The organism is Streptomyces sp. NPDC111802 (assembly GCF_055634335.1).
This window is the reverse complement of record NZ_JBVKCZ010000037.1, coordinates 69,814-96,154: the sequence shown is the minus strand read 5'-3', so window position 1 is coordinate 96,154 and position 26,341 is coordinate 69,814. Positions and strand designations below refer to the sequence as shown.

Annotated in this window: 20 protein-coding genes; 14 read left to right on the top strand and 6 right to left on the bottom strand. The window is 70.1% G+C overall.

The features are described from left to right. Window positions 1–59 precede the first annotated feature (59 nt). Window positions 60–1,505 carry an aldehyde dehydrogenase family protein gene (locus ACZ7NC_RS33145; protein WP_471493593.1) on the top strand — a complete coding sequence of 482 codons (1,446 nt, stop codon included), beginning with the start codon at window positions 60–62 and terminating at the stop codon, window positions 1,503–1,505. Between the two features lie 136 nt (window positions 1,506–1,641). Here the strand turns inward: ACZ7NC_RS33145 and ACZ7NC_RS33140 are convergent, their stop codons facing one another. After that, window positions 1,642–4,479, bottom strand: coding sequence for a glycoside hydrolase family 3 C-terminal domain-containing protein (locus tag ACZ7NC_RS33140; RefSeq protein ID WP_471493591.1), 2,838 nt, complete (start codon window positions 4,477–4,479; stop codon window positions 1,642–1,644). A 342-nt stretch (window positions 4,480–4,821) separates the two neighbouring features. Between ACZ7NC_RS33140 and ACZ7NC_RS33135 the strand changes: the two genes are divergently transcribed. Genes ACZ7NC_RS33135 through ACZ7NC_RS33125 form a run of 3 tightly spaced genes read left to right on the top strand, consistent with a single transcriptional unit; the run spans window position 4,822 to window position 8,519 of the window. Further along, a complete protein-coding gene (locus ACZ7NC_RS33135) occupies window positions 4,822–6,516 on the top strand; it encodes an extracellular solute-binding protein (RefSeq protein ID WP_471493589.1) in 1,695 nt (564 codons plus the stop codon). Window positions 6,517–6,543: 27 nt separating this feature from the next. After that, on the top strand, window positions 6,544–7,587 hold the full coding sequence (locus ACZ7NC_RS33130) for an ABC transporter permease (RefSeq protein ID WP_471493587.1): 1,044 nt from the start codon (window positions 6,544–6,546) through the stop codon (window positions 7,585–7,587). Then, complete coding sequence (locus ACZ7NC_RS33125) at window positions 7,584–8,519, top strand: carbohydrate ABC transporter permease (protein ID WP_471493585.1); 936 nt, start codon at window positions 7,584–7,586, stop codon at window positions 8,517–8,519. The genes ACZ7NC_RS33130 and ACZ7NC_RS33125 overlap by 4 nt, the downstream gene beginning before the upstream one ends. Before the next feature lie 276 nt (window positions 8,520–8,795). Here the strand turns inward: ACZ7NC_RS33125 and ACZ7NC_RS33120 are convergent, their stop codons facing one another. Further along, on the bottom strand, window positions 8,796–10,847 hold the full coding sequence (locus ACZ7NC_RS33120) for a glycoside hydrolase family 31 protein (protein WP_471493583.1): 2,052 nt from the start codon (window positions 10,845–10,847) through the stop codon (window positions 8,796–8,798). A gap of 69 nt (window positions 10,848–10,916) precedes the next feature. Further along, window positions 10,917–11,933 (bottom strand): LacI family DNA-binding transcriptional regulator, encoded by a 1,017-nt coding sequence (locus tag ACZ7NC_RS33115; protein ID WP_471493581.1) that lies wholly within the window; start codon window positions 11,931–11,933, stop codon window positions 10,917–10,919. 306 nt (window positions 11,934–12,239) lie between these two features. On the opposite strand from ACZ7NC_RS33115, the gene ACZ7NC_RS33110 reads away from it, so the two are divergent. The 7 genes from ACZ7NC_RS33110 to ACZ7NC_RS33080 all read left to right on the top strand — a co-directional run bounded on the left by ACZ7NC_RS33110 (window position 12,240) and on the right by ACZ7NC_RS33080 (window position 21,918). Beyond that, window positions 12,240–14,174 (top strand): acyl-CoA dehydrogenase family protein, encoded by a 1,935-nt coding sequence (locus ACZ7NC_RS33110; protein ID WP_471493578.1) that lies wholly within the window; start codon window positions 12,240–12,242, stop codon window positions 14,172–14,174. A gap of 280 nt (window positions 14,175–14,454) precedes the next feature. Beyond that, the gene (gene dxr, locus ACZ7NC_RS33105) at window positions 14,455–15,660 is read left to right on the top strand and encodes a 1-deoxy-D-xylulose-5-phosphate reductoisomerase (RefSeq protein ID WP_471493613.1); all 1,206 of its coding nucleotides are present in this window, start codon (window positions 14,455–14,457) and stop codon (window positions 15,658–15,660) included. A gap of 8 nt (window positions 15,661–15,668) precedes the next feature. Next, on the top strand, window positions 15,669–16,961 hold the full coding sequence (locus ACZ7NC_RS33100; RefSeq protein WP_471493611.1) for a M50 family metallopeptidase: 1,293 nt from the start codon (window positions 15,669–15,671) through the stop codon (window positions 16,959–16,961). Window positions 16,962–17,185: 224 nt separating this feature from the next. Next, window positions 17,186–18,343: a flavodoxin-dependent (E)-4-hydroxy-3-methylbut-2-enyl-diphosphate synthase gene (gene ispG / locus ACZ7NC_RS33095; protein ID WP_471493576.1), complete on the top strand. Its 1,158-nt coding sequence runs from the start codon at window positions 17,186–17,188 to the stop codon at window positions 18,341–18,343. A gap of 296 nt (window positions 18,344–18,639) precedes the next feature. Then, window positions 18,640–19,488, top strand: a complete 849-nt coding sequence (locus ACZ7NC_RS33090; protein WP_471493574.1) for a GNAT family N-acetyltransferase — start codon at window positions 18,640–18,642, stop codon at window positions 19,486–19,488. Window positions 19,489–19,576: 88 nt separating this feature from the next. Beyond that, window positions 19,577–20,143: a GNAT family N-acetyltransferase gene (locus ACZ7NC_RS33085; protein ID WP_471493572.1), complete on the top strand. Its 567-nt coding sequence runs from the start codon at window positions 19,577–19,579 to the stop codon at window positions 20,141–20,143. A 71-nt stretch (window positions 20,144–20,214) separates the two neighbouring features. After that, window positions 20,215–21,918 carry a proline--tRNA ligase gene (locus ACZ7NC_RS33080; RefSeq protein ID WP_471493570.1) on the top strand — a complete coding sequence of 568 codons (1,704 nt, stop codon included), beginning with the start codon at window positions 20,215–20,217 and terminating at the stop codon, window positions 21,916–21,918. A gap of 148 nt (window positions 21,919–22,066) precedes the next feature. Here ACZ7NC_RS33080 and ACZ7NC_RS33075 read toward each other — a convergent pair whose 3' ends face one another. From ACZ7NC_RS33075 to ACZ7NC_RS33065, 3 genes are read right to left on the bottom strand one after another with little or no spacing between them, the layout of a single operon-like run. Further along, a complete protein-coding gene (locus tag ACZ7NC_RS33075; RefSeq protein ID WP_471493568.1) occupies window positions 22,067–22,966 on the bottom strand; it encodes an aminoglycoside phosphotransferase family protein in 900 nt (299 codons plus the stop codon). Between the two features lie 49 nt (window positions 22,967–23,015). Further along, complete coding sequence (locus ACZ7NC_RS33070) at window positions 23,016–23,480, bottom strand: ferritin-like domain-containing protein (protein ID WP_471493566.1); 465 nt, start codon at window positions 23,478–23,480, stop codon at window positions 23,016–23,018. Beyond that, entirely contained in the window at window positions 23,477–24,067 is a 591-nt protein-coding gene (locus tag ACZ7NC_RS33065) for a hypothetical protein (RefSeq protein WP_471493564.1), read from the bottom strand. Before ACZ7NC_RS33065 ends, ACZ7NC_RS33070 begins: the two co-directional genes overlap by 4 nt. A gap of 232 nt (window positions 24,068–24,299) precedes the next feature. Here ACZ7NC_RS33065 and rimP point away from each other — a divergent pair, with 232 nt between their 5' ends. The 3 genes from rimP (at window position 24,300) to ACZ7NC_RS33050 (ending at window position 26,197) form a co-directional block, all read left to right on the top strand. Next, window positions 24,300–24,797, top strand: coding sequence for a ribosome maturation factor RimP (rimP, locus tag ACZ7NC_RS33060; protein ID WP_471493562.1), 498 nt, complete (start codon window positions 24,300–24,302; stop codon window positions 24,795–24,797). A gap of 2 nt (window positions 24,798–24,799) precedes the next feature. Next, on the top strand, window positions 24,800–25,786 hold the full coding sequence (gene nusA / locus ACZ7NC_RS33055; RefSeq protein WP_471493560.1) for a transcription termination factor NusA: 987 nt from the start codon (window positions 24,800–24,802) through the stop codon (window positions 25,784–25,786). Between the two features lie 114 nt (window positions 25,787–25,900). Beyond that, window positions 25,901–26,197 carry a YlxR family protein gene (locus ACZ7NC_RS33050; protein WP_471493558.1) on the top strand — a complete coding sequence of 99 codons (297 nt, stop codon included), beginning with the start codon at window positions 25,901–25,903 and terminating at the stop codon, window positions 26,195–26,197. Window positions 26,198–26,341 lie beyond the last annotated feature (144 nt).

The following is a 26,341-nucleotide window of genomic DNA, read 5'->3' as shown; positions in this document are numbered from 1 at the left end:
CCTACCGTGGACCCCGACACCACCAGGACACCCCTAATGCGGAAGGGCCGGGAAACGACATGACTTCCACCCACGCCTTCTGGCTCGCCGGCCGCCAGGTCGGCGGCGAGGACAGCTTCGATGTGACCTCCCCGTGGGACGGGCGCGTCGTCGGCAAGGTCAGTGTGCCGACGGACGCGCAGATCGAGGAGGCCGTGGCCGCCGCGTACGCCGTCCGCGACGAGTTCGCCGCGACGCCCGCCCATGTGCGCGCCGCCGCCCTCGACCACGTCAGCCGGCGGCTGGTCGAGCGGACCGAGGAGATCGCCCGGCTGATCTCCGCCGAGAACGGCAAGCCCATGAAGTGGGCCCGGGGCGAGGTCGGCCGTGCCGTGTCCGTGTTCCGGTTCGCGGCCGAGGAGGCCCGGCGGTTCAACGGCGGCGAGGCCCAGCGGCTCGACACCGACCTCGGCGGTCAGGGGCGGCTCGCCCTCACCCGGCGGTTCCCGAAGGGTGTCGTGCTCGGCATCGCGCCCTTCAACTTCCCGCTGAACCTGTGCGCCCACAAGATCGCCCCGGCCATCGCCGCCGGCGCGCCGATCATCCTGAAGCCCGCCCCGGCCACCCCGCTGTCCGGCCTGATCATCGGTGACCTCCTCGCCGAGACCGAGCTTCCGGCCGGCTCCTGGAGCATCCTCCCGGTCCCCAACGACCGCATGCCCGCGCTTGTGCAGGACCCGCGCCTGCCCGTGATCTCCTTCACCGGCTCCGAGAAGGTCGGCTACGCGATCATGGACTCCGTGCCGCGCAAGCACTGCACCCTGGAGCTCGGCGGCAACGGCGCGGCGATCGTGCTCGCCGACTTCGCCTCCGACGCGGACCTCGACTGGGCGGCCGGCCGGATCGCCACCTTCTCCAACTACCAGGGCGGCCAGTCCTGTATCTCCGTGCAGCGCGTGATCGCGGACGCGTCCGTGTACGACCGTCTCCTTCCGCGCATCGTCGCCGCCGTCGAGGCCCAGGTCACCGGTGACCCGAGCGACGACGCGACCGACGTCGGGCCGCTGGTCAGCGAGGACGCCGCCAAGCGTGTCGAGACCTGGGTCGACGAGGCCGTGGCCGCCGGGGCCGCCCTCCTCGCCGGCGGCAAGCGCGACGGTGCCGCCTACGCGCCGACCGTCCTCACCGACGTCCCCGCCGACGTCACCCTCGCCTGCGAGGAGGTCTTCGGGCCCGTCCTGACCGTGCAGAAGGTCGACGGGGAGGCCGCCGCCTTCGCCGCCGCCAATGCCTCCAAGTACGGCCTCCAGGCAGGTGTGTTCACCCACGACCTGCAGACCGCCTTCCGTGCCCACCGGGCTCTGGAGGTCGGCGGCGTGGTCATCGGCGACGTGCCGTCCTACCGCGCCGACCAGATGCCGTACGGCGGCGCCAAGCAGTCCGGCGTGGGCCGTGAGGGCGTGAAGTTCGCGATGGAGGACTACACCTACGAGCGGGTGATGGTCCTCACCGGCATCGCTCTCTGAGCCGTTTCGGGATCCGCTCTGGCTTGTGACAATCGTTTTCAGGTAGAGTGGGTCCCGCAATCCCGGGATGAAGAAGGGCCCGGCACCGATGCCTTCCGGTGCCGGGCCCTTCCGTGTGCCGGCCTGTTCCGGACCCTCAACCGGAGAAGCCGACGTGCGCGAGCCGCAGCGGGCCGCGCAGTTCGAGGCGGACGTCGTGGATGCCCTCGGCCGCGAGCGCGGCGGTGAGCGCCGTGTAGTCGTACGGGCCGGACCCGGACGCCTCCGACGTCAGTACGGCCCGCACCGGGCCGCCGTCCAGCGACACCTCGACCGTGCCCTCGCCCGCCACCGTCATCAGCACCTCGGTGACGCCGTCACCGAAGTCGCAGCCCCGGTAGACCAGTTCACCTTCCTCGCCCCGCGCCGCCGTCACCGCGTCGCCCGACGTCTTCGTGCGGTCGACGATCGTGACACCGCGCTGCTCGTCGAAGTCGGCCGCGGCCAGGCCCCGTTGGAGGACGGGCCGCGGAGCTGCGGGCTCGCCGTCCAGAAGCACCGTCGTACGCAGCCGGACGTCCTCACTGGAGGCGCCGGCCAGCATCTCGTACGGGCCGGGCTCGCGGCGCCATCCACCCCCGGCCACGTCCCAGAAGTCGAAGGCGGACAAGGGGACTTCGAAGGTCACGTCCCGCCGCTCGCCGGGGGCCAGACTCACCCGGCAGTGCGCCAGCAGCTCGCGGCGCGGGCGCGGCACCGACGGCTCCAGGGCCCGGGTGTAGAGCTGGGCGACCTCGTCGGCCGTCACGTCGCCGGTGTTGGTGACCGTGAAGGAGACGTGCAGCGCGTCATCCGCCATGCGGATGTTCAGGTCGGCGTAGGAGAAGGTCGCGTACGACAGGCCGTGGCCGAAGGGGAAGAGGGGCGTGCCCTCGAAGTAGAGGTAGGTCTGACGGCCGCCGATCACGTCGTAGTCGAGGAGGTCGGGCAGGTCGGAGTCGTCGGCGTACCAGGTCTGCGGGAGGCGGCCGGCGGGGGAGACGTCGCCGGCCAGGATCCGGGCGAGCGCGGTGCCGGCCGCCTGGCCGCCGTGGGCCGTCCACAGCAGCGCCGGCACCTGAGCGTGATCGACCGCGTACGGGTATGCCGAGACCAGCGCCAGGACGGTGTCCGGATTGGCCGCGCGGGCCGCGCGCAGCAGACGCTCCTGGTGGGCGGGGAGGGCGAGTGTCGTACGGTCCTCGGTCTCGCGGCCGTTGATGTGCGGGTCGTTGCCGGCGACCACCAGGACCACGTCCGCCTGGGCGGCGACCCGGGTCACCGCGTCCTCGCCGCTTTCGACGACGACGACTTCGAAGCTCTCCCCGTTCCCGTCGGCAACCTTGAGGCCGTCGGCGGCGACTGAGACGTGGTGACCCGTACCGATGTGCCTCAGGAGGTGCCCGTTCCCGTGGGGTTCCAGGCGGAAGGTCTCCTGGACGATCCAGCCTCCGGGCTGGTCGGCGGAGGCCCGGACACGGCCGTCCTCGGCGACGGAGAGGTAGCGGCCGTCGGGGGCGCGCAGGGTGAGCACGCCCTCGCCCCAGTCGATGAGGGAGAGTTCGGTGCCGGCCGGGTCGGTGGTGAGCGGGGGAAGGTCGGTGCGGCCGGCGAGCAGGGCGGGGTCGAGGGCGCCTTCGGCGCCGCGCACCTCGTCGGCGGCGTCGGCCTCGGGGACGTGCAGGAAGGTGCCGGCCGAGGTCTTCAGGCGGATGCGGTCCACGCCCTCCGCGAACTCCACCCGCTCCGCGCCGAACCGCTCGTACAGGCCCTCCAGCGGCGTGCAGCGGTGGATGAGCGTGCCGCTGTACCAGTCGAGCTTGCACTCGTCGGCGAGCAGGCCGACCACGGCGAGCCGGGTGCCGGCCGCGAGCGGCAGCAGGCCACCGCTGTTCTTGAGCAGTACGACGGCCTGCTCGGCGGCCTCCTGGGCGAGGGCGCGGTGGGCCGGGGTGTCGAAGTCCTCGGTGAGCGCGTGCGGGTCGTACTCCGGGTCGAACTCGCCGAGCCGGAAGCGGACCGAGAGCTGACGCCGTACCGCCGTGTCGATGTCCGGCTCGGTCAGCAGGCCCCGGTCGAGGGCGCCGCGGACCCGTGCGGTGATCTTCGAGCTGTCGGTGCCGTGGTCGGTGAAGCTGTCGACGCCGGCGAGGATCGCGGCGGCCGTGGCCTCCTCGTGGGTGTCGAAGTAGTGCTCGGAGTCGACCAGGTTGGAGGGCGCGCCCGCGTCCGAGCAGACCAGCAGGTCCTCGTCGGTCCAGGTGCGCAGGTGCTCGCCGAGATACGGCGAGACGTGGTTGGGGCGGCCGTTGACCAGGTTGTACGCCGGCATCACCCCGGCCACGGCGCCCGCCTCGACCGTCTCGCGGAAGGCACGCAGGTCGTATTCGTGCAGGACGCGCGGGCGGACCGAGGAGGACGTGATGTCGCGGCCCGTCTCGTTGTTGTGCGCCAGCCAGTGCTTGAGGACGGGCGCGGTGCGCCAGTACGTGGGGTGCTCGCCGCGCAGGCCACGGGTGTAGGCGGTGGCGATGGCCGAGGTGAGCTTCGGGTCCTCGGAGTAGCCCTCCTCGCCCCGGCCCCACAGGGGGTGGCGCAGCAGGTTCACGGTCGGGGACCAGACGTTCAGCCCCACGCGGGCGTCGCGGGCGCGCATCGCCCGGACCTCCTTGGAGACGGCCTCGCCGACTCGTCGTACGAGATCCGTGTTCCAGGTCGCGCCCAGGCCCACCGCCTGCGGGAAGACGGTGGCCGGACCCATCCAGGCGACGCCGTGCAGAGCCTCCTGACCGGTGCGGAAGACAGCGACGCCGAGCCGCTCGACCGCCGGCGCGAACTGGTGCAGGAATCCGATCTTCTCGTCGAGGGTGAGCCGCGACAGAAGGTCGTCGATGCGCTTCGTGAACGGCAGCTGCGGATCACGGAAAGGCGGAGTGTGCGGGGTGTGTGCGGTCACGTGGGGATCCCCTTGCGATGGATCGGGTCGGCGCTTTCGAAGCGCTTCGATGCTCATTGGACTCGGGGGCGGGTGTCAAGAGACCAGCACCGTTACTTCAAGCAGTGCATGAGAAAGGGTCCCTTCCTGCACCTCGGAGGAATCTTGGGAGCGACCCTTGTGCACCCATGGGCGTTCACTTAACCTCACAGCAACATCGAAGCGCTTCGACTACTGTCGACCTCACTCACGGAGCTCGTCGCAGTCGTCGGAGGGCCGCTTCAGCTCAGCCAGTTCCGCTTACGACACCGCAGCCGACGGCCCACCGCCGGGTGTCCAGGTGCGCCACGAAGGGTTGACGCAATGACGCCGAACGCCGCCTCCGCCACCTCCGGACCAAGCCGGAGAAGCTTTCTCGCCTCCACGGCGGTCGCCACCGCGGCGGCGGCCGGCGGGATGCCGCTGCTCGCCGCGTGCGGCGGTTCGGACAGCGGATCGCGTGACGGCACCACGTCGGGCAAGGACGCGAAGAAGATCCTGCCGGCGTACGTGGCCAGCAACGTCGTGACGCCGGACATCCCCTCGAAGAACGGCTCCTCGAACGGCTTCACCAGCAAGCTGGACCTGGCGGACCTGAAGACCTCGGTGGCGAAGAAGCTCGGCAAGGGCGGCAAGGTCACCATCATGTCCCCGTTCTGGGGCTCCCCGCCGAAGGGCGGCAACCCCTACTACACGGCGATGAACGACCTGATCGGCGTCGACGTCCAGTGGCAGAACCAGGACGGCAACACCTACGACCAGAAGCTCGGCGCGGTCCTCGCCTCCAGCCATGTCCCCGACATCGTGGTGATCCCCGGCTGGAACATGGGCGGCAAGATACCCAGCGCCATCATCAGCAAGTTCGCCGACCTGGGCCCCTACCTCTCCGGGGACAAGGTCAAGGAGTACCCCAACCTCGCGGCCGTCCCCACCGACGCCTGGCAGCGCTCCATCTTCGGCGGCCGGCTGCGCGGACTGCCGATGCCCGCCTCGTACGTGCCCAACATCGTGCCCCTCTACCGTCAGGACGTCTTCGAGAAGGAGGGGTACGAAGTCCCCACCTCCACCGACGAGTTCCTGGCGCTGGCCAAGGACATCACCAACGCCAAGGCGAAGGTGTGGGCCTGCGGTGACATGAAGTGGACCGCGTTCAACTCCTTCGGTGTGCTCTCCGGTTCGGAGAAGCCGCTCGGCTGGAACCTCGTCGACGGCAAGCTGGTCTACCGCATCGAGACCGAGGAGTACCTGGAGGCGCTGGAGTGGTCGCGCAAGCTGTTCGCCGCCGGGGTCGTCCACCCCGACTTCAGGCTGGGCAAGAGCCAGGCCACCGACCCGCAGACCAAGTTCGCGGCCGGTGAGTTCCTGATCTACAACAACGACATCTCCAGCTGGTACGGCCTGACCGCCTCCCAGTCCACCCAGAACCCGGACTTCAAGGTCTCGGGCATGGACATCTTCGGCGCCGGCGGCAGCGAGCCGAGCCCGTGGGCCGCCCAGCCCGCAGGCATCTTCGCGTTCATCAACAAGAACGCCTCCGAGTCGGTGATCCGCGACGCGCTGGCCGTCGCCAACGTGACCGCGGCGCCGTACGGCACCAAGGAGTACATGCTCACCAACTACGGCGTCGAGGGCACCCACTACACCCTCAAGGACGGCGTCCCGGTCAAGACCGACCAGGGCAACAACGAGGTCCTCAACGCCTACGTCATGGTCGCGAGCCCCGCCTCCACCCTCGCCCACCCGGACTTCCCGGACATCGCCAAGGCGCAGGTCGAGTGGCAGCAGCGGATGGGCGCCCGCACCAGGAAGTCGTCCTTCTGGGGCATGCAGATCACCGAGCCCGCCCGCTACACCAACCTCTCCAACGACTTCGAGCAGCTGGAGGACGACATCGTCCGCGGCCGCAAGAAGATCGGCGACATGCAGCAGGCCGTCTCCGACTGGAAGAGCAAGGGCGGCGACAAGCTGCGCGACTGGTACAAGAAGATCCTCGACGAGAACGGCAGCGCGGCCGGCTGACCCGGGCCCCAAGGCAAGGAGAAGGCCGTGTCGCACAACACGGTTCCTCGGAGCAGGGCCGAGGCGAAGAGGAAGACCCTGCCGGATCAGACCCCGGTGGCGTCCGGCGGCGCCACCGGTGCCACGGGGGAGCGTCCCTCGGGAAAGCTGAGCATCAAGGTCCGGTTCAGACGCGACCGGTTGCTTCTGCTGATGACCCTGCCGGCCGTCGTGCTGGTCCTGCTCTTCAACTACATACCGATCCTCGGCAACGTCGTCGCCTTCCAGGACTACGACCCCTACATCAGCGACAACGGCGTCGTCTCCATCCTGAACAGCCCCTTCGTGGGCATGGAGAACTTCCAGCGGATCTTCGAGGACTCCGCGTTCTGGAACGCCGTCCAGAACACGCTGATCCTCTTCTTCCTCCAGCTCGTGCTGTTCTTCCCGATCCCGATCCTGCTCGCGCTGCTCATCAACAGCGTGGTCAGGCCACGGGTGCGGGCGCTCTCACAGGCGATCCTCTATCTGCCGCACTTCTTCTCCTGGGTGCTGGTCATCGCCGTCTTCCAGCAACTGTTCGGCGGTGCCGGGATCTTCTCCCAGCTGCTGCGGCAACACGGGTACGACGGCCTCGACTTCATGACCGACCCCAGCACCTTCCCGCTGCTGATCACCGCGCAGAGCGTGTGGAAGGACGCCGGCTGGGGGATCATCGTCTTCCTCGCCGCGCTCGCCTCGGTGCCGCCGGACCTCTACGAGGCCGCCGCGATGGACGGCGCGGGGCGCCGGCGCCGCATGTGGCACGTCACGCTTCCCGCGCTGCGCCCGGTGATCGCCCTGCTGCTGGTGCTGCGCGTCGGTGACGCTCTGACCGTCGGCTTCGAACAGATCCTGCTGCAGAGGGACATGGTGGGGCCGGGCGCCGCGGAGGTCCTCGACACCTTCGTGTGGTGGAACGGCGTGCGCAACCAGGACTTCAGCTACGCGGCCGCCGCAGGCCTGGTCAAGGGCGTCGTCAGCCTCGGACTGGTCCTCGCCGCGAACAAGGTGGCCCATCTCATGGGCGAGCAGGGGGTGTACAAGAAGTGACCGCCGTGATCGACAAGACGGTGCGGGGGCCCGGCCGATGGGCCGCGCCGCCCCGGCCTTCCTGGGAGGAGGAGCCCTCCGGGGCCGGCCTCGCGGGCAAGGGGCTCGTCCTCACGCTGGCCTGCCTCGGGATCCTCTTCCCGCTGTGGATCGTGGTCGTCACCAGCGTCTCCTCGCGCAAGACGATCGACGAGGCCGGCGGGCTGGTGATGGTGCCGAAGGACATCACTTTCATCGCCTACAAGGAGCTGCTGAGCGGTGGGCAGGTGACCCGGGCGGCGATCATCAGCGTCCTCGTCACCCTCATCGGCACGCTGTTCTCGATGGCCGTGTCCGTGCTGTGTGCGTACGGCTTGTCCCGGACCGGGTCGCTGGGGCACCGGTGGATCCTGATGACGCTGCTCGCGACGATGTTCTTCAGCGCCGGGCTCATTCCGACATATCTGCTGGTGCAGACCCTCGGGCTGACGGATTCCTATCTGGCGCTGATCCTGCCGAGCGCGGTGAGTGTGTTCAACATCCTTGTGCTGCGTGGGTTCTTCATGGGGATATCGCAGGAACTCATCGACAGCGCGCGTATCGACGGCGCCGGGGACCTGCGGATTCTCTGGCAGATCGTCATGCCGTTGTCGCGGGCCGTCATCGCGGTGATCACGTTGTTCTACGCCGTCGGGTACTGGAGTGCGTGGTTCAACGCCTCGCTGTATCTGAACGACCAGGACATGATGCCGTTGCAGAACGTCATGATTCAGCTGGTGCAGAAGCAGGAGGCACCGGTCGGACTGGGCCAGGCCATCAAGACGGGTCAACTGTCCGGGCTGGCCGTCCAGATGGCCGTGATGGTCATGGCCCTGCTGCCTGTCGCCGTGCTTTCCCCCTTCGTCCAGAAGCACTTCAAGAAGGGCATGCTCACGGGGGCCGTCAAGGGCTGACGCCGCGCCGAGTCAGGAGTACGGGGCGTCCACCAGTTGCTCCGGGGGGATGGCGGCGCGGGCCGCGAGGGCTCGGCGCGTGGCGCGGCTCAGCAGGGCATCCAGGTTCTCCAGGTGCATGGGGAATGGCGGGGACGTCCCGGAAGCGCGGCGCGAAGAGGTCCGTGCCCTGGGCCGGCCGGTGCCCGGCCGTTCACGGCCCTGGACGGGGGTTGGGCGAAGATGCGAGAGGGTGGCCGGAAGACCTCCACCCCCCGGCCACCCCCTCCGACACGGCTACTCCGCTACAGGCAGCCGCGCCCCGTCCCGCAGGAACAGCGGGATGCGGTCCAGCGGGGCGTCGACCGTCACGGCCTCGCCGCCCTCGTACGTCTCACCGGTCCACGCGTCGGTCCATCGGGCCCCGGCGGGGAGATACGTCATCCACGTCGTCGCGCCCGGCTCCAGCACCGGAGCGACCAGCAGATCCGGCCCGAACATGTACGCGTCGGAGACCTGCCATGCGAGCTTGTCCTCCGGGAACTCCAGGAACAGCGGCCGCATCACCGGCAGCCCCTCCGCGTGGGCCTCGCGCATCACGTCCAGGACGTACGGCTTCAGGCGCTCGCGCAGCCGCAGGTACTTCTCCAGGATCGCGCCGGCCTCCTCGCCGTACGACCAGACCTCGTTCGGGCCGCCGGTCATCTCCGGGCCGAGCGGCATGCCGGGGTCGCGGAAGCCGTGCAGGCGCATCAGCGGGGACAGGGCGCCGAACTGGAACCAGCGCACCATCACCTCGCGGTAGGCCTCGTCGTCCGGGTCGCCGCCGTGGAAGCCGCCGATGTCGGTGTTCCACCAGGGGATGCCGGACAGCGCGGTGTTCAGCCCGGCCGCGATCTGGCGGCGCAGGGTCGGGAAGTCGGTGCCGATGTCGCCGGACCACAGGGCGGCGCCGTAGCGCTGGCTGCCCGCCCAGGCCGAGCGGTTGAGGGTGACGATCTCGTCCTCGCCGGACGACAGCAGGCCTTCGTAAAAGGTGCGGGAGTTCTCGGCGGGGTAGAGGTTGCCGACCTCCAGGCCGGGGCCCGCCCAGTAGCGCAGGTTCTCCTGGAAGCCCGGCTTCAGTTCCGGCTCGCAGGCGTCCAGCCAGAAGGCCGTGATGCCGTACTGGTCGAGGTAGTTCTGCTTGACCTTGGACCATACGAAGTCCCGGGCTTCGGGGTTGGTGGCGTCGTAGAAGGCCACCTGGACCGTCGACGCCACCTCCTTGTCGGGCCAGTCGGCGTGCGCCATTGGGCCGTACTGGGTGCCGATGAAGTAGCCGCGCTGCTCCATGACCGGGTGGTTCTCGGAGAGCGGGGAGACCGACGGCCAGACGGAGACGACGAGCTTGACGCCGAGCTCTTCCAGCTCACGCACCATCGCCGCCGGGTCCGGCCACTCCTTCGGGTCGAACTTCCACTCGCCGAGGTGCGTCCAGTGGAAGAAGTCGCAGACGATCGCGGAGAGGGGCAGGCCCCGGCGCCTGTACTCCCGTGCCACGGCGAGGAGTTCGTCCTGGGTGCGGTAGCGCAGCTTGCACTGCCAGAAGCCCGCGGCCCACTCCGGCAGCATCGGCGTACGGCCCGTCACCGCGCTGTAGCGGCGCTGGCCGTCGGCCGGGGAGCCCGCGGTGATCCAGTAGTCGATCTGGCGGGCCGAGTCGGCGACCCACCGCGTGCCGTTGTGCGCGAGCTCGACGCGGCCGATCGCCGGGTTGTTCCACAGCATGGTGTAGCCGCGGCTGGAGGCGAGCACCGGGATGCCGACCTCGGCGTTGCGCTGGACCAGGTCGAGGACCAGGCCCTTCTGGTCGAGCCGTCCGTGCTGGTGCTGGCCGAGGCCGTACAGCTTCTCGTCGTCGTACGCGGCGAAGCGCTGCTCCTGGCGGTGGTGGCCGTTGCCGACGGGGGTGTAGAGGCGCGGGCCGGGCCACCAGAAGTGGGCACGCTCCTCGGCGAGCACCTCGGTGCCGTCCTCGGTGCGCAGAAAGCGGATCAGGCCCTCGGCGTCGACCTCGACGGTCAACGCGCCGACGGTCAGCGTCCCCAGGCCGTCCTCGATCTTGACGGCGGACTCGGTGGGCGGGGCGGACTCCAGCAGCGCGCCGGGCAGTCCGTCGAGGACCGGCCCGCCGAGCCGGGCACGCACCCGGACCGCGTCCGGACCCCACGGCTCGACACGTACGGTCTCCTGGCGGCCGCTCCACTCCAGCGCGCCGTCCCGCTCGCGGAACGTGCCGACGGTCGGGGACGACTGGGCGAGGCTGACCGTGCCCGGCTGGGGTTGGGTTTCGGCAGACTGATTCACGAGGTGCTCCTCAGGAGGGCAGCGAATGCAGACATGGCGGTGCCCGGCGAGGGCACGGTGGTGAAGCGGTCAGTGGGCGGCGGACGGCGCCGGGCCCGTGCTCGTCCGGACCGTCAACTCGGGTGCGATCAGCAGGACTTCGTCACTGCCGCGCCCGTCCAGCTTGGCGACGAGCTGCTCCACGGCATGCCGGCCCATGTCCTGCGCGGGGATGGAGACCGACGTCAGCCGCACCGAGGCCTGGGTGGCGACCTGGTCGGGGCAGATGGCGACCACCGAGACGTCCTCGGGCACGGCACGGCCCTGCTGGCGCAGCAGGGCGAGCAGCGGCTCGACCGCCAACTCGTTCTGCACGACGAACCCCGTGGTGCCCGGCCGTTCGTCGAGGATCCGGGCGAGGGTGACGGCCATCGCGTCGTACCCGCCCTCGCACGGCCGGTGCAGCAGCCGGATCCCCAACTCCTGGGAACGCAGCCGCAGTCCGTCGAGTGTGCGCTCCGCGAACCCGGTATGCCGTTCGTAGACGGCCGGCGCCTCGCCGATGACAGCGATGTCGCGGTGCCCCAGCGTCGCCAGATGCTCCAGGCACAGCGCGCCGGTCGCCTTGAAGTCGAGGTCGACACAGGTGAGCCCGGCGGTGTCGGCGGGCAGCCCGATCAGCACGGACGGCTGGTGGGAGCCGCGCAGCAGCGGCAGCCGCTCGTCGTCCAGCTCGACGTCCATCAGGATCATCGCGTCGGCCAGCCCGCTGCCGGTGACGCGGCGCACGGCGTCGGGGCCCTCCTCGCCGGTCAGCAGCAGGACGTCGTAGCCGTGTGTACGGGCCGTGGTGGCCACCGCGATGGCGATCTCCATCATCACCGGCACATACATGTCGGTGCGCAGCGGAATCATCAGCGCGATGATGTTCGACCTGCTGCTGGCCAGGGCCCGGGCGCCCGCGTTCGGGTGGTAGCCGAGCTCGCGGATGCTCTGCTCGACCCGTTGCCGGGTGTTCGCGGAGATGGACCGCTTTCCGCTGAGGACATAGCTCACCGTGCTTGCCGAGACTCCGGCGTGCTGGGCGACCTCGGCGAGGGTGACCATCCGCTCTCCAAGCTTTGTGAAGCGCTTCGACAGTGCGCGGTGCGAACATGGGCAGGTGTGAGGGTGGTTCGACACTAGCTCTGGCGGGCTTGGGTGTCCATAGGTTGTCGAAGCGCTTCGATAGCTTTTCTTCAGGCAGCCATTCAAGAGCACGGACGGCGTGGACGCCAAGGCGTACTCCGTCAACATGGGCCGAACGGCCGCACGCGGGGTGGTGGGGTCGCCCGGAATCGGGTACATACGATCGGGTAGCACCCGTCAGTAACCAAACGGCCCAAGATCCCGATTCGTGTCGAGGTGAGCCTCATGTCGGCAGCACCCACGAAACCTACCGTCACCGAACGTGAGGCACGCCAAGTGGCGGAGGAGGCCCGCCAACAGGACTGGCGCAAGCCCAGCTTCGCCAAGGAACTGTTCCTAGGCCGCTTCCGCCTGGACCTCATCCACCCCCACCCGATGCCCACCGACGAGGCCGCCCAGCGCGGCGAGGAGTTCCTCGCCAAGCTGCGCGACTTCATCGAGACCAAGGTCGACGGCGCCCTCATCGAGCGCGAGGCCCGTATCCCCGACGAGGTGATCGACGGGCTCAAGGAGCTCGGCGCCTTCGGCATGAAGATCGACACCAAGTACGGCGGTCTCGGCCTCGGGCAGGTCTACTACAACAAGGCCCTGACCCTGGCCGGCTCGGCCAGCCCGGCGATCGGCGTCCTGCTCTCCGCCCATCAGTCGATCGGCGTACCGCAGCCGCTGAAGTTGTTCGGCACCCCCGAGCAGAAGGAGCTGTTCCTGCCGCGCTGCGCCCGCACGGACATCAGCGCCTTCCTGCTGACCGAGCCGGACGTCGGCTCCGACCCCGCCCGCCTCGCCACCTCCGCCGTACCGGACGGGGACGACTACGTCCTCGACGGCGTCAAGCTGTGGACGACCAACGGCGTCGTAGCCGACCTCCTCGTCGTCATGGCACGCGTGCCCAAGTCCGAGGGCCACAAGGGCGGCATCACGGCCTTCGTCGTCGAGACCAACTCGCCCGGCATCACGGTCGAGAACCGCAACGCCTTCATGGGCCTGCGCGGCATCGAGAACGGCGTCACCCGCTTCCACCAGGTCAGGGTCCCGGCCGCCAACCGCATCGGCCCCGAGGGCGCCGGTCTGAAGATCGCGCTCACCACCCTGAACACCGGGCGGCTCTCGCTTCCCGCGTCCTGCGTCGCGGCCGGCAAGTGGTGCCTGAAGATCGCCCGTGAGTGGTCGGCGGCGCGGGAGCAGTGGGGCAAGCCGATCGCCCACCACGAGGCCGTCGGCTCCAAGATCTCCTTCATCGCCGCCACCACCTTCGCCCTGGAGGCCGTCACCGACCTCGCCTCGCAGATGGCCGACGAGGACCGCAACGACATCCGCATCGAAGGCGCCCTCGCCAAGCTGTACGCCTCCGAGATGGCCTGGACGATCGCCGACGAACTCGTCCAGATCCGCGGCGGCCGCGGCTTCGAGACCGCCGACTCGCTCCGGGCGCGCGGCGAGCGCGGTGTCCCCGCTGAGCAGGTCCTGCGCGACCTGCGTATCAACCGCATCTTCGAGGGCTCGACGGAGATCATGCACCTGCTGATCGCCCGCGAGGCCGTCGACGCCCACCTGTCGGTCGCCGGTGACCTCATCGACCCCGACAAGTCCCTCCAGGACAAGGCGAAGGCGGGCGCGAACGCCGGCGTCTTCTACGCCAAGTGGCTGCCGAAGCTGGTCGCGGGCCAGGGGCAACTGCCGTACACCTACAGCGAGTTCAAGCACGGCATCGATCTCTCCGCGCACCTGCGCTACATCGAGCGCACCTCCCGCAAGCTCGCCCGCTCCACCTTCTACGGCATGTCCCGCTGGCAGGGCCGTATGGAGAGCAAGCAGGGCTTCCTCGGCCGGGTCGTCGACATCGGCGCCGAACTGTTCGCCATGAGCGCGGTCTGTGTCCGCGCCGAGCATCTGCGCGGCCAGGGCGAGCACGGCCGCGAGGCGTACCAGCTCGCCGACGCCTTCTGCCGCCAGGCACGGCTGCGGATCGAGGAGCTCTTCGGCAGGCTGTGGTCCAACACCGACGACCTCGACCGCAAGGTGGTCAAGGGCGTGATGTCGGGCACGTACGAGTGGCTGGAGTCGGGCATCGTCGACCCGTCGGACGACGGCGGCGTGTGGATCGCGGACGCGACCCCGGGCCCGAGCACTGGGGAGAACGTGCACCGTCCGATCAGGTGATCGACGAGGTGAGGGGCCGTCGCCCGCCGGTCACAGCCCGGGGCGGCCCCTCACCATCCTGTTACCCGCCGGATGGGGACACCCTGTCCTGCCCGCGGGCCCTTCCGGCCACAATGGGGGGATGAGCGACAGTCCAGCCCCCTCAGGGCGCGGTTCGGAAGCCCCGTCCGCCCCGCGACGCCATGCACGCACTCTCCTGACGCCGCAGGGCCCGCCCTCCGGGGCGACGACGGGACTCGGGACCCGCGTCCTGGCCGACCCGCACCTCGTCTACGACCCCGTGGCGGGCGACGGCCCCAAGGACGTGGTGATCCTCGGCTCCACCGGCTCCATCGGCACCCAGGCCATCGACCTCGTGCTGCGCAACCCCGACCGGTTCCGGGTCACCGCCCTGTCCGCCAACGGCGGCCGGGTCGCCCTCCTCGCCGAGCAGGCGTACCGGCTGAAGGTCCGGACCGTCGCGGTCGCCCGCGAGGACGTCGTACCGGCGCTGCGGGAAGCCCTCCAGGCCCAGTACGGCACGGGGGAGCCGCTCCCCGAGATCCTGGCCGGACCGGACGCGGCCACCCAGGTCGCCGCCTCCGACTGCCACACCGTCCTCAACGGCATCACCGGCTCCATCGGCCTCGCCCCCACCCTCGCCGCTCTGGAGGCGGGCCGCACCCTCGCGCTCGCCAACAAGGAGTCCCTGATCGTCGGCGGCCCACTGGTCAAGGCCCTCGCCAAGCCCGGTCAGATCATCCCGGTCGACTCCGAGCACGCGGCCCTGTTCCAGGCGCTGGCGTCCGGTTCGCGCGCGGATGTGCGCAAGCTCGTGGTGACCGCCTCCGGCGGCCCCTTCCGCGGCCGCACTAAGGCGGACCTGGCGCAGGTGACCGTCGAGGACGCCCTCGCGCACCCCACCTGGGCCATGGGCCCGGTGATCACGATCAACTCCGCCACCCTCGTCAACAAGGGGCTGGAGGTCATCGAGGCGCACCTGCTGTACGACATTTCCTTCGACCGCATTGAGGTGGTCGTGCATCCCCAGTCGTATGTTCACTCGATGGTTGAGTTCACCGACGGATCCACGATCGCGCAGGCGACACCGCCCGACATGCGCGGGCCGATCGCCATCGGCCTGGGCTGGCCGGAGCGCATCCCCGACGCGGCGCCCACCTTCGACTGGAGCAAGGCGTCGACCTGGGAGTTCTTCCCGCTCGACAACGACGCGTTCCCGTCGGTCAACCTGGCGCGCCATGTCGGGCAGCTCGCGGGCACGGCACCCGCGGTGTTCAATGCCGCCAACGAGGAGTGCGTGGAGGCCTTCCGGGCCGGCGCGCTGCCGTTCAACGGGATCATGGAGACCGTGACGCGGGTGGTGGAGGAACATGGCACCCCGCGTACGGGAACTTCGCTGACCGTCGCGGACGTCCTCGAAGCGGAGACCTGGGCCCGAACGCGGGCCCGGGAACTGGCGGCACACACGGCGGAGGCCCGTGCATGACGACCCTGATGTTCATCCTCGGCATAGTGCTGTTCGCGGTCGGGCTGCTCGCCTCGATCGCATGGCACGAGCTGGGCCACCTGTCCACGGCCAAGCTGTTCGGCATCCGGGTGCCGCAGTACATGGTCGGGTTCGGCCCGACCATCTGGTCGCGGAAGAAGGGGGACACCGAGTACGGCATCAAGGCGATCCCGTTCGGCGGCTACATCCGCATGATCGGGATGTTCCCGCCCGGTCCTGACGGCAGGCTGGAGGCCCGCTCCACCTCACCGTGGCGCGGCATGATCGAGGACGCCCGCTCGGCCGCGTTCGAGGAGCTCAAGCCCGGCGACGAGACCCGCCTGTTCTACACGCGCAAGCCGTGGAAGCGGGTCATCGTGATGTTCGCGGGCCCGTTCATGAACCTGGTGCTCGCCGTCGCCCTGTTCCTCACGGTACTGATGGGCTTCGGCATCCAGCAGCAGACCACCACCGTCAGCTCGGTCTCCCCGTGCGTCATCGCCCAGACCGAGAACCGCGACGAGTGCAAGGCGTCCGACCCCAAGTCGCCGGCCGAGGCCGCGGGCATGGAGGCCGGCGACAAGATCGTCGCCTTCGCCGGGGTCAGGACCGACGACTGGAACACCCTCTCCGACCTGATCCGCGACAGCGCCGGCAAGGAGGTGCCGATCGTCGTCGACCGCAAGGGCGAGCAGGTGACCCTTCACGCGAAGATCGCCACCAACCGGGTCGTGAAGAAGGACGCGAGCGGGGCGTATGTCGAGGGCGAGTACGTCAAGGCCGGCTTCCTCGGCTTCAGCTCGGCCACCGGCGTCGTCAAACAGGACTTCGGCGACTCGGTGTCCTGGATGACCGACCGGGTCGGCGAGGCCGTCGACTCCCTGGTGGCCCTGCCCTCCAAGATCCCCGCCCTGTGGGACGCGGCCTTCGGCGACGGCCCGCGCGAGCCGGACTCCCCTATGGGCATCGTCGGCGCGGCGAGGGTGAGCGGCGAGATCGCGACGCTGGACATCCCGGCGTCCCAGCAGCTGGCCACGTTCGTCTTCCTCCTGGCCGGCTTCAACCTCTCCCTGTTCCTCTTCAACATGCTCCCGCTGCTGCCGCTCGACGGCGGCCATATCGCGGGCGCCCTGTGGGAGTCGCTGCGCCGCAACACGGCGAAGGTGCTGCGCCGGCCGGACCCGGGTCCGTTCGATGTGGCGAAGCTGATGCCGGTGGCGTACGTGGTCGCCTCGGTCTTCGTCTGCTTCACGCTGCTCGTGCTCGTCGCGGACGTGGTTAACCCGGTCAGAATCTCCTAGTCACCAGGAATCTTCCGGTCATTCGGAGTTCGAGGCGGCCCGGGATCCTGGGGGAGTCCTGGGCCGCCTTCCATTGAGTGGGTTTACGGGCGATGGGGGTCCCCCCGCCGAGTGCATTCGAGGTGGGGGAGTGCTGGGGCGAGGGCCGGTGCCGTAATCTCGAAGCCTGGAGCCCGCTGCTGACGGGACCGGGCCTTGATCCACGACTTGGGGTTGCACAGCAGATGACTGCGATTTCTCTCGGCATGCCGTCCGTACCGACCAAGATCGCCGAGCGTCGGCAGAGCCGGCAGATCCAGGTCGGATCCGTGGCGGTCGGCGGGGACGCGCCGGTCTCGGTCCAGTCGATGACGACGACGCGTACGTCGGACATCGGCGCGACGCTCCAGCAGATCGCCGAGCTCACGGCTTCCGGCTGCCAGATCGTGCGGGTGGCGTGCCCCACACAGGACGACGCCGACGCCCTCGCGACCATCGCTCGCAAGTCCCAGATCCCGGTGATCGCGGACATCCATTTCCAGCCGAAGTACGTCTTCGCGGCCATCGAGGCCGGCTGCGCCGCGGTCCGCGTCAACCCGGGCAACATCAAGCAGTTCGACGACAAGGTCAAGGAGATCGCGCGGGCCGCGAAGGACCACGGCACCCCGATCCGTATCGGCGTCAACGCGGGTTCGCTGGACCGGCGCCTGCTGCAGAAGTACGGCAAGGCGACGCCGGAGGCCCTGGTCGAGTCGGCCCTGTGGGAGGCGTCGCTCTTCGAGGAGCACGACTTCCGGGACATCAAGATCTCGGTCAAGCACAACGACCCCGTGATCATGATCGAGGCGTACAAGCAGCTCGCCGCGCAGTGCGACTACCCCCTCCACCTCGGTGTGACGGAGGCGGGCCCGGCGTTCCAGGGCACGATCAAGTCGGCGGTGGCCTTCGGAGCCCTCCTCTCCCAGGGCATCGGCGACACGATCCGCGTCTCGCTCTCGGCTCCGCCCGCCGAGGAGGTCAAGGTGGGCATCCAGATCCTGGAGTCCCTGAACCTCAAGCAGCGCGGCCTGGAGATCGTCTCCTGCCCGTCCTGCGGCCGCGCCCAGGTCGACGTGTACAAGCTGGCCGAGGAGGTCACGGCGGGCCTGACCGGCATGGAGGTCCCCCTCCGGGTAGCCGTCATGGGCTGTGTCGTCAACGGCCCCGGCGAGGCCCGCGAGGCCGACCTCGGCGTCGCCTCCGGCAACGGCAAGGGCCAGATCTTCGTCAAGGGCGAGGTCATCAAGACCGTCCCCGAGTCCAAGATCGTCGAGACCCTCATCGAGGAGGCCATGAAGCTGGCCGAAAAGATGGAGGCGGACGGAGTGACGAGCGGCGAGCCGTCGGTGGCGGTGGCGGGCTGAGAGGTTCCTCGCCCCCGCCGCCCCTACCCGTCCCGTCCCTGGGGGCCTGCGCCCCCAGACCCCCGCTTCGGCCCTGAACGGGCCTCGTCCTCAAACGCCGGACGGGCTTTTGGGGCCGCAGGCCCCAGGGGCGCGGGGAACTGCGCGGCCAGCCCCCACCCACCCGCAGTCGCCATCCTCCCCAGCGCCCCGAGCTCATAGGCGCCCGGCCCAGCGGCGCAGCCAAGCGGCGGCACGGCAAAGCTTCCGCAGGTACAGTGCGGGGACCAGCAGAACCCCAGCGTGAGGCCCCGCACGTGTTGACCCAGACCACCTCACGGGTGCTCGAACCGAGTGACCTGGACGCCGCGCTCGCCGTCCTCGACCGCGAGCCGGTCGCGAACGCCTTCGTGGCGTCCCGCGTCCAGATCGCCGGCCTCGACCCCTGGCGCCTCGGCGGCGAGATGTGGGGCTGGTACGAGGACGGCATGCTGACGTCCCTGTGCTACGCGGGCGCCAACCTCGTCCCGATCTGCGCGACCCCCCGAGCCGTACGGGCCTTCGCGGACCGCGCCCGGCGCGCGGGCCGCCGCTGCTCCTCCATCGTCGGCCCCGCGGAATCCACCGCCCAGCTGTGGCGCCTGCTGGAACCCAACTGGGGCCCGGCCCGGGAGATCCGCTCCCATCAGCCCCTCATGGTCACCGACCGCATGCCGGCCGGCATCGCCCCGGATCCGTATGTCCGCCGTATCCGCAAGGACGAGATGGACACGATCATGCCGGCGTGCGTGGCGATGTTCACCGAGGAGGTCGGTGTATCGCCCCTCGCCGGCGACGGCGGCCTGCTCTACCAGGCCCGGGTCGCCGAACTCGTCGGCTCCGGCCGCTCCTTCGCCCGCCTCGACCACAACGGCAAGGTCGTCTTCAAGGCCGAGATCGGCGCCGCGACGGACAGGGCCTGCCAGATCCAGGGCGTGTGGGTGGCTCCCGAGTACCGGGGGCAGGGCGTTGCGGCCCCCGGGATGGCGGCCGTTCTGCGCTACGCCCTCGCGGACGTCGCCCCGGTGGTCAGCCTGTACGTCAACGACTTCAACACGGCGGCGAGAAGGACGTACCAGAGGGTGGGCTTCCAAGAGGTCGGCGCCTTCATGAGCATCCTGTTCTGAAACCCCCTCAGGGGCGCGGGGAACTGTGCGAGCAACCCCGGACAGCCCGCACCCGAACGACGGCCTTCGGTCCCTGTACGCTCCCCACATGCGCATTCCCGGTCACGGACACCGCCGCCAACCAGACGACATCGTGATCGGCCCCCTGGACCTCCCCACCCACGTCGACCAGGCGCTCGCCGTGCAAGCCGTGGCCTTCGGCCTGGGCCCCGACGAGGTGGCCGTACGCCGCCAGATCGTCCTGCGCCACATGACCTACCCGGGCGCGAGGGCCCTCGGCGCGACCGCCGCGGGCATGCTCGTCGGGTTCGTCTACGGCATGCCCAACGACCGCACCCACTGGTGGTCCACGGTCGTGGAGCCCTACCTCCGGGCCCAGGGCCACGACGACTGGCTCGACGACTCCTTCGTCATCACGGAACTCCACGTCCACCCGCGCTACCAGAACCGGGGAGTCGGCCGTTCCCTGATCACCACGATCACGGACGACGCCCTCGAACCCCGCTCGATCCTCTCGGCGATCGACGTCGAAAGCCCGGCCCGCGGCCTCTACCGCTCCCTCGGCTACCAGGACCTCGCCCGCCAGGTCCTCTTCCCCAGCGCCCCCAAGCCGTACGCCGTCATGGGGGCCCCGTTGCCCCTGCGTCGCCGTTAACCGATTTCCACCGTCCCGTCCCACCCGGCTAACCTCCTGCCATAACCCAACCCGGCAGGAGTACGAGAACGATGGCGAACGCACCGGTCCAGCGCATGTCCCAGTTGATGGCGAAGACGCTGCGCGACGACCCGGCGGACGCCGAGGTCCTCAGCCACAAGCTGCTGGTCCGCGCCGGATACGTCCGCCGCACGGCGGCCGGCATCTGGTCCTGGCTGCCCCTCGGCAAGCGGGTCCTCGCCAACGTGGAGCGCATCGTCCGCGAGGAGATGGACGCCATCGGCGCCCAGGAGGTGCTGCTCCCCGCGCTGCTGCCGCGTGAGCCGTACGACGCGACGGGCCGCTGGGACGAGTACGGCCAGGAGCTGTTCCGGCTCAAGGACCGCAGGGGCGGCGACTACCTGCTCGGCCCGACCCACGAGGAGATCTTCACCCTGCTGGTGAAGGACCAGGCGTCCTCCTACAAGGACATGCCGGTCATCCTCTACCAGATCCAGCACAAGTACCGCGACGAGGCCCGTCCGCGGGCCGGCATCCTGCGCGGCCGTGAGTTCCTGATGAAGGACTCCTACTCCTTCGACGTGGACGACGAGGGCCTCGCCCAGTCCTACGCCCTGCACCGCCAGGCCTACCAGCGCGTGTTCGAGCGCCTCGGCCTCGACTACCGCATCTGCGCCGCGACCGCCGGCGCGATGGGCGGCTCCAAGTCGGAGGAGTTCCTCGCCCCGGCCGAGGCCGGCGAGGACACCTTCGCCGACTGCCCGAACTGCGACTTCGCGGCCAACACCGAGGCGATCACCTACCAGCTCACGCCGGTGGACGCCGCGGACGCGCCCGCCCTCGAAGAGATCCCGACCCCCGACACCCCCACCATCGAGACCCTCGCCGCCCACCTCGGCGTCCCGGCCTCCGCCACCCTGAAGAACCTCCTGGTCAAGGTCGACGGCGAGATCGTCGCCGTCGGTGTCCCGGGCGACCGCGAGGTCGACATGGACAAGGTCGAGGCCCACTTCGCCCCGGCGGTCGTCGAGATGGTGACCGAGGCGGACTTCGCGCAGAACCAGGACCTGGTACGCGGGTACGTGGGCCCGCAGGGCCTGGGCGAGAAGGTCAAGTACCTCGCCGACCCGCGGGTGGCGCCCGGCACCTCCTGGATCACCGGTGCCAACAAGGAGGGCATGCACGCGAAGAACGTCGTCGCGGGCCGTGACTTCGAGGCCGACGAGTACGTCGACGTCGTGGTCGTCCAGGAGGGCGACCCCTGCCCCAAGTGCGGCACCGGCCTCAAGCTCGACCGCGCCATCGAGATCGGCCACATCTTCCAGCTGGGCCGCAAGTACGCCGACGCCCTCAAGCTCGACGTCCTCGGCCAGAACGGCAAGCCGGTCCGCGTGACCATGGGTTCCTACGGCATCGGCGTCTCCCGCGCCGTCGCGGCCCTCGCCGAGCAGACCGCCGACGACAAGGGCCTGTGCTGGCCCAACGAGGTCGCGCCGGCCGACGTCCATGTGGTCGCCGCGGGCAAGGCACTGCAGACCGAACTCGCCCTCGACGTCTCGGAGAAGCTGGCCACGGCCGGCCTGCGCGTCCTGTGCGACGACCGGGCCGGTGTCTCGCCGGGCGTGAAGTTCACCGACTCCGAGCTGATCGGCGTACCGCAGATCCTGGTAGCCGGGCGGCGCGCGGCCGAGGGCGTCGTCGAGCTCAAGGACCGCAGGACCGGCGAGCGCGAGGAGCTGACGGTGGACGAGGCGATCGCCCGCCTGACGGCGTAAGGAATTCCGAAGGCCGTTCCCCGACCGCAGGACGTGACAGAACGTCACTGCGGGAGGGGAACGGCCTTGCGCCGCACGGCACATGGCGCCACGGCAGCGGTCCGAGGACGAGCCCCCCACCGGACACCCGCAGACCGAACACAACCGGCTACAGCCACCCGGCGAATTCCAGCAACAGCTCCGCGTCCTTCGGCCGCCCCACCCGAAGCGCCCGCACCCCCGACTCAACGGCACGGAACAAGGTCCACCCCCGCAGCCGCTCCTGATCGACGTCCAGCGACTCCGCGAGCCGCTTCACCCGCCGCCGAGTCGTCGCCGCCCCCGAGGGCGAGGCGATCAGATCCTCCACCCGATCCCGCACGAGCCGCGCCAGATCGAACGCGCACTCACCGACCACCGGATCCGGCCCCACCGCAAGCCACGGCATCCGCTCCCCGGCCAGCACCTTGCTCTGCCGGAACGTCCCGTGCAGCAACCGCGGCTCGGGCGGCGCGGCCACCAGCTCCTCACGGGCGGCCAGCGCGGCGTCGACCAGCACCGCCACATCGCCGAAGGCAGCCGCCGTCGACCGCATCGCCCCGGCCTGCCGTACGGTCCGCTCGGCCACGGTCTCGAAGACATGCCCGGCCGGCGGCTCCACCCACAGCCGCCGCAGCGTCCCCGCCGCCTCCAGCAACGCCTTCGCCTCCGGCAGCGACCGCACCGACTGTTCCGGATGCAGCCGCTCCAGCAGCAGCACACCCTCGGTCACCAAGGGCTCCAGCAGCTGTACGGCGCCCAGTCCACCCCAGTGCGCGAGCGCGGCCCGCTCGCTCTCCGGGCGGGACCGGGGCGGGGCCAGCTTGAGCACGGCGGGCGTGCCGTCCGCGCGCCGCACCAGGACCACCAGGCTGCTGCGGCCACCCGGCATCTGCACTCGTTCAACGGTCAACTCGCGCAGCGCGACGGCCTGGTGGGCCGCCTCCGGCAGCTTCTCCAACCAGTCGTCACCCTCCGGTGCCGTCTCACCGAGCGCCCTGACCAGACGCTGCGGCGGTTCGAAAGCCATGCGCGAGTCGTCCCCTTCCCGTACTGCCCGTACGTGTGTTCCGGCCGCGTCAGGCGGTGGGCGCCGCCGACGTCGCCGGGGTGCCCGCCCGCTCGGCGAGCCCAGGGAAGGCTACGCTCTCGCCCCGCCAGCGCACCGCCCGCACCGCGGCCTCCCGCAGCGCCTCGGTGGCCGTAACCCGCAGCGCGCCCCCGGCCGCCCGCACCAGGTCCGAGTAGACCCCGGCCACCCGGTCCTCCAGCTCGGCGGCCAACCGGACGGCCGTGGCCGAGTCCTGCACCGGGAACGGCAGCGCGTACCCGGCGCTCGCGACGACCGGCTTGGCGCCCAGGTCACGTACCTCGCGCTCCAGCGCGTCCCGCCGCGCCCGGTGCGCGTCGTACGCCGCACGTGCCTCCGTGCGCCGCTGCTCGCCGATCCGGCCGCCGACGACGCCGTATCCGTACACGGCCGCGTGCTCGGCGGCCAGCGCCGCCTGGAGAGCGGCGACCGTCGCCTTCCTCGCCTCGTTCACTTGGCCCCCTCCGCAAGCAGGTACGCGTGCGCCGCCCCGGCCGCCGCCACGGAGGCGAGCAGCCGCGCCAGTTCGCCGGGCAGTTCGAGCAGTGCCTTCGTCCGCCGGTCCGCGAGCGTGCGTTCAGCGGCGGCGAGCTGGGCCAGGGCGTCCTTCTCGTTCGCGGGCACGGCGGCCGACGGGGAGCCCGACGGCGACGCGTCCCCGGCCTGCGGCGCCTTGGACGTCGTGGAAGAGCCCTCGGAAGGTCCGGAGGTTCCAGTGGACTCGGGGGTTCCGGAGGAACCGGCGGCGCCCCCGCCGAACGCCTCCGCGTGCCGTGCCGCCTCCGACCGCAACGGCCCCACCAGTTCCGCCAGCACCGGATGGGCGGCGAGCACGGCGTCGTACCGCTCGACCAGCCCCTCGCTGTCCCGGGCCGCACGTGCGCGGGCCCGCTCGGCGAGCGACGGACTGCCGCTGCTGCCGCCGTCCGAGTCGCCGGACCCGGAGGAGCAGCCGACCAGCAGTGCGGCCCCGGCGGCGGAGGTGAACAGGGTTCTTCTGCGCGGCCCGGAGGGCGAGCGCGGCGGCGAGGGGAACGGCACGGCAGACGTCCTCGGGGGGCTCGTACGAAAGCAGTTGCGAAAGCAGTTGCGAAAGCGGCTGCGGAATCGAAGGACCGCAGACCCGTGATCACCGTACCCGCGCACGCCCCCCGCACCACTCATCGGCACCGCTCACGCGCAGGTGGACGGCAACACTCCCCGCGACCCGATACCCTTTGACCAGACACGCGACCCATCCCACAACAGCACACGCGGCCGAGGAGTCACCCGGATGAGCACCACCCAGAGCGAGAGGCTGCGAGAACTGCTGGAACCCCTCGTCACCTCCCAGGGCCTGGACCTCGAAGAGATCGCAGTGGACTCCGTCGGACGCAAGCGCGTGCTGAGCGTCGTCGTCGACTCCGACACCGGGGCGGACCTGGACCAGATCGCCGATGTGAGCCGTGCGCTCTCGGCGAAGCTCGACGAGACGGACGCGATGGGCGAGGGCGAGTACACCCTCGAGGTCGGCACCCCGGGCGCGGAGCGCGCCCTCACCGAGCACCGCCACTACGTGCGCGCCGTCGACCGGCTGGTGAAGTTCCAGTTGGCCGAGGGCGGCGAGCTGGTGGCCCGAATCCTGAAGGTCGACGACGACGGCCTCGACCTCGAAGTCCCCGGAGTGAAGGGCCGCAAGGCCACCAGCCGCAGACTCGGCTTCCCGGAGATCGACAAGGCGCGCGTGCAGGTCGAATTCAGCCGCAAGGACAAGAAGGAAGAGGAGGCGTAGCCGTGGACATCGACATGAGTGCCCTGCGGGGCTTGGTACGGGAGAAGGAGATCTCCTTCCCCCTGCTGGTCGAGGCGATCGAGTCGGCCCTCCTCATCGCCTACCACCGCACCGAGGGAAGCCGCCGCCACGCGCGCGTGGAGCTGAACCGGGAGACCGGCCATGTGACCGTGTGGGCGAAGGAGGACCCCGAGGACCTGGAGGAGGGCCAGGAGGCCCGCGAGTTCGACGACACCCCGTCCGGCTTCGGCCGTATCGCCGCCACCACCGCCAAGCAGGTCATCCTGCAGCGGCTGCGCGACGCCGAGGACGACGCGACGCTCGGCGAGTACGCAGGGCGCGAGGGTGACATCGTCACCGGCGTGGTCCAGCAGGGCCGCGACCCGAAGAACGTGCTCGTGGACATCGGCAAGCTGGAGGCCATCCTGCCGGTGCAGGAGCAGGTCCCGGGCGAGACGTATCCGCACGGGATGCGGATCCGGTCGTACGTCGTACGAGTGGCGAAGGGCGTCCGCGGCCCGTCCGTGACCCTCTCGCGCACCCACCCGAACCTGGTGAAGAAGCTCTTCGCCCTCGAGGTGCCGGAGATCGCCGACGGCTCCGTCGAGATCGCCGCCATCGCCCGCGAGGCCGGCCACCGCACGAAGATCGCCGTACGGTCCACCCGCAGCGGTCTGAACGCCAAGGGCGCCTGCATCGGCCCCATGGGCGGCCGGGTGCGCAATGTCATGGGCGAGCTGAACGGCGAGAAGATCGACATCGTCGACTGGTCGGACGACCCGGCCGAGATGGTGGCGAACGCGCTCTCCCCGGCCCGGGTCTCCAAAGTGGAGGTCGTGGACATGGCGGCCCGCTCGGCCCGTGTGACCGTGCCCGACTACCAGCTGTCACTGGCGATCGGCAAGGAAGGGCAGAACGCCCGGCTCGCCGCCCGGCTCACCGGCTGGCGGATCGACATCCGCCCGGACACCGAGCAGGTCGGCGAGTAGGTCCGGGAATAGATCCAAGCCGCAGGGCGCTCAGATCACGTCAGGTTACCGAGCGGCAACTGTTCGAATCCTCCCCCGAAGGGGTGAGGTCGCTACGGGGAGGTAGACTTAGCAGTGTCTGGCCGGACACGCACCCGCGCCTGCCCTGAACGCACCTGTGTGGGGTGCCGGGAGCGAGCGGCCAAGGCTGAACTGCTGCGGATCGTGGCGATCAAGGACGAGTGCGTTCCTGATCCAAGCGGTACGCTGCCCGGCCGGGGTGCGTATGTGCACCTCGCCCTGGTCTGTCTCGACCAGGCGGTACGCCGCCGGGCGTTCACGCGGGCGTTGCGCGCCCCGGGAGCGCTCGACACAAAGGCGTTGCGCCGGCACGTCGAGCAGAGAACAGTTGCCGACCAGGCAACACCGTAAGAAGCGTCGCGCGGAACCCCCGCGCGGCCCAGGTACCCCGCGAGTTGGAAGTAGGTCGAGATTGCGATGAGCACTCGATGAGCACGCGATGAGTACGCCCATGAAGTAGCGACGGTCCGGACGCAACCCGGACCTAAAAGGAGC

What these genes read in the sequence shown, in the direction of transcription:
- ACZ7NC_RS33100 (WP_471493611.1), top strand. Translation starts at nt 15,669, where the DNA reads ATGTTCATCCTCGGCATAGTGCTGTTCGCGGTCGGGCTGCTCGCCTCG.
- ACZ7NC_RS33135 (WP_471493589.1), top strand. Translation starts at nt 4,822, where the DNA reads ATGACGCCGAACGCCGCCTCCGCCACCTCCGGACCAAGCCGGAGAAGC.
- ACZ7NC_RS33080 (WP_471493570.1), top strand. Translation starts at nt 20,215, where the DNA reads ATGGCGAACGCACCGGTCCAGCGCATGTCCCAGTTGATGGCGAAGACG.
- rimP (WP_471493562.1), top strand. Translation starts at nt 24,300, where the DNA reads ATGAGCACCACCCAGAGCGAGAGGCTGCGAGAACTGCTGGAACCCCTC.
- ACZ7NC_RS33085 (WP_471493572.1), top strand. Translation starts at nt 19,577, where the DNA reads ATGCGCATTCCCGGTCACGGACACCGCCGCCAACCAGACGACATCGTG.
- ACZ7NC_RS33110 (WP_471493578.1), top strand. Translation starts at nt 12,240, where the DNA reads ATGTCGGCAGCACCCACGAAACCTACCGTCACCGAACGTGAGGCACGC.
- ispG (WP_471493576.1), top strand. Translation starts at nt 17,186, where the DNA reads ATGACTGCGATTTCTCTCGGCATGCCGTCCGTACCGACCAAGATCGCC.
- ACZ7NC_RS33075 (WP_471493568.1), bottom strand. Translation starts at nt 22,966, where the DNA reads ATGGCTTTCGAACCGCCGCAGCGTCTGGTCAGGGCGCTCGGTGAGACG.
- ACZ7NC_RS33145 (WP_471493593.1), top strand. Translation starts at nt 60, where the DNA reads ATGACTTCCACCCACGCCTTCTGGCTCGCCGGCCGCCAGGTCGGCGGC.
- ACZ7NC_RS33115 (WP_471493581.1), bottom strand. Translation starts at nt 11,933, where the DNA reads ATGGTCACCCTCGCCGAGGTCGCCCAGCACGCCGGAGTCTCGGCAAGC.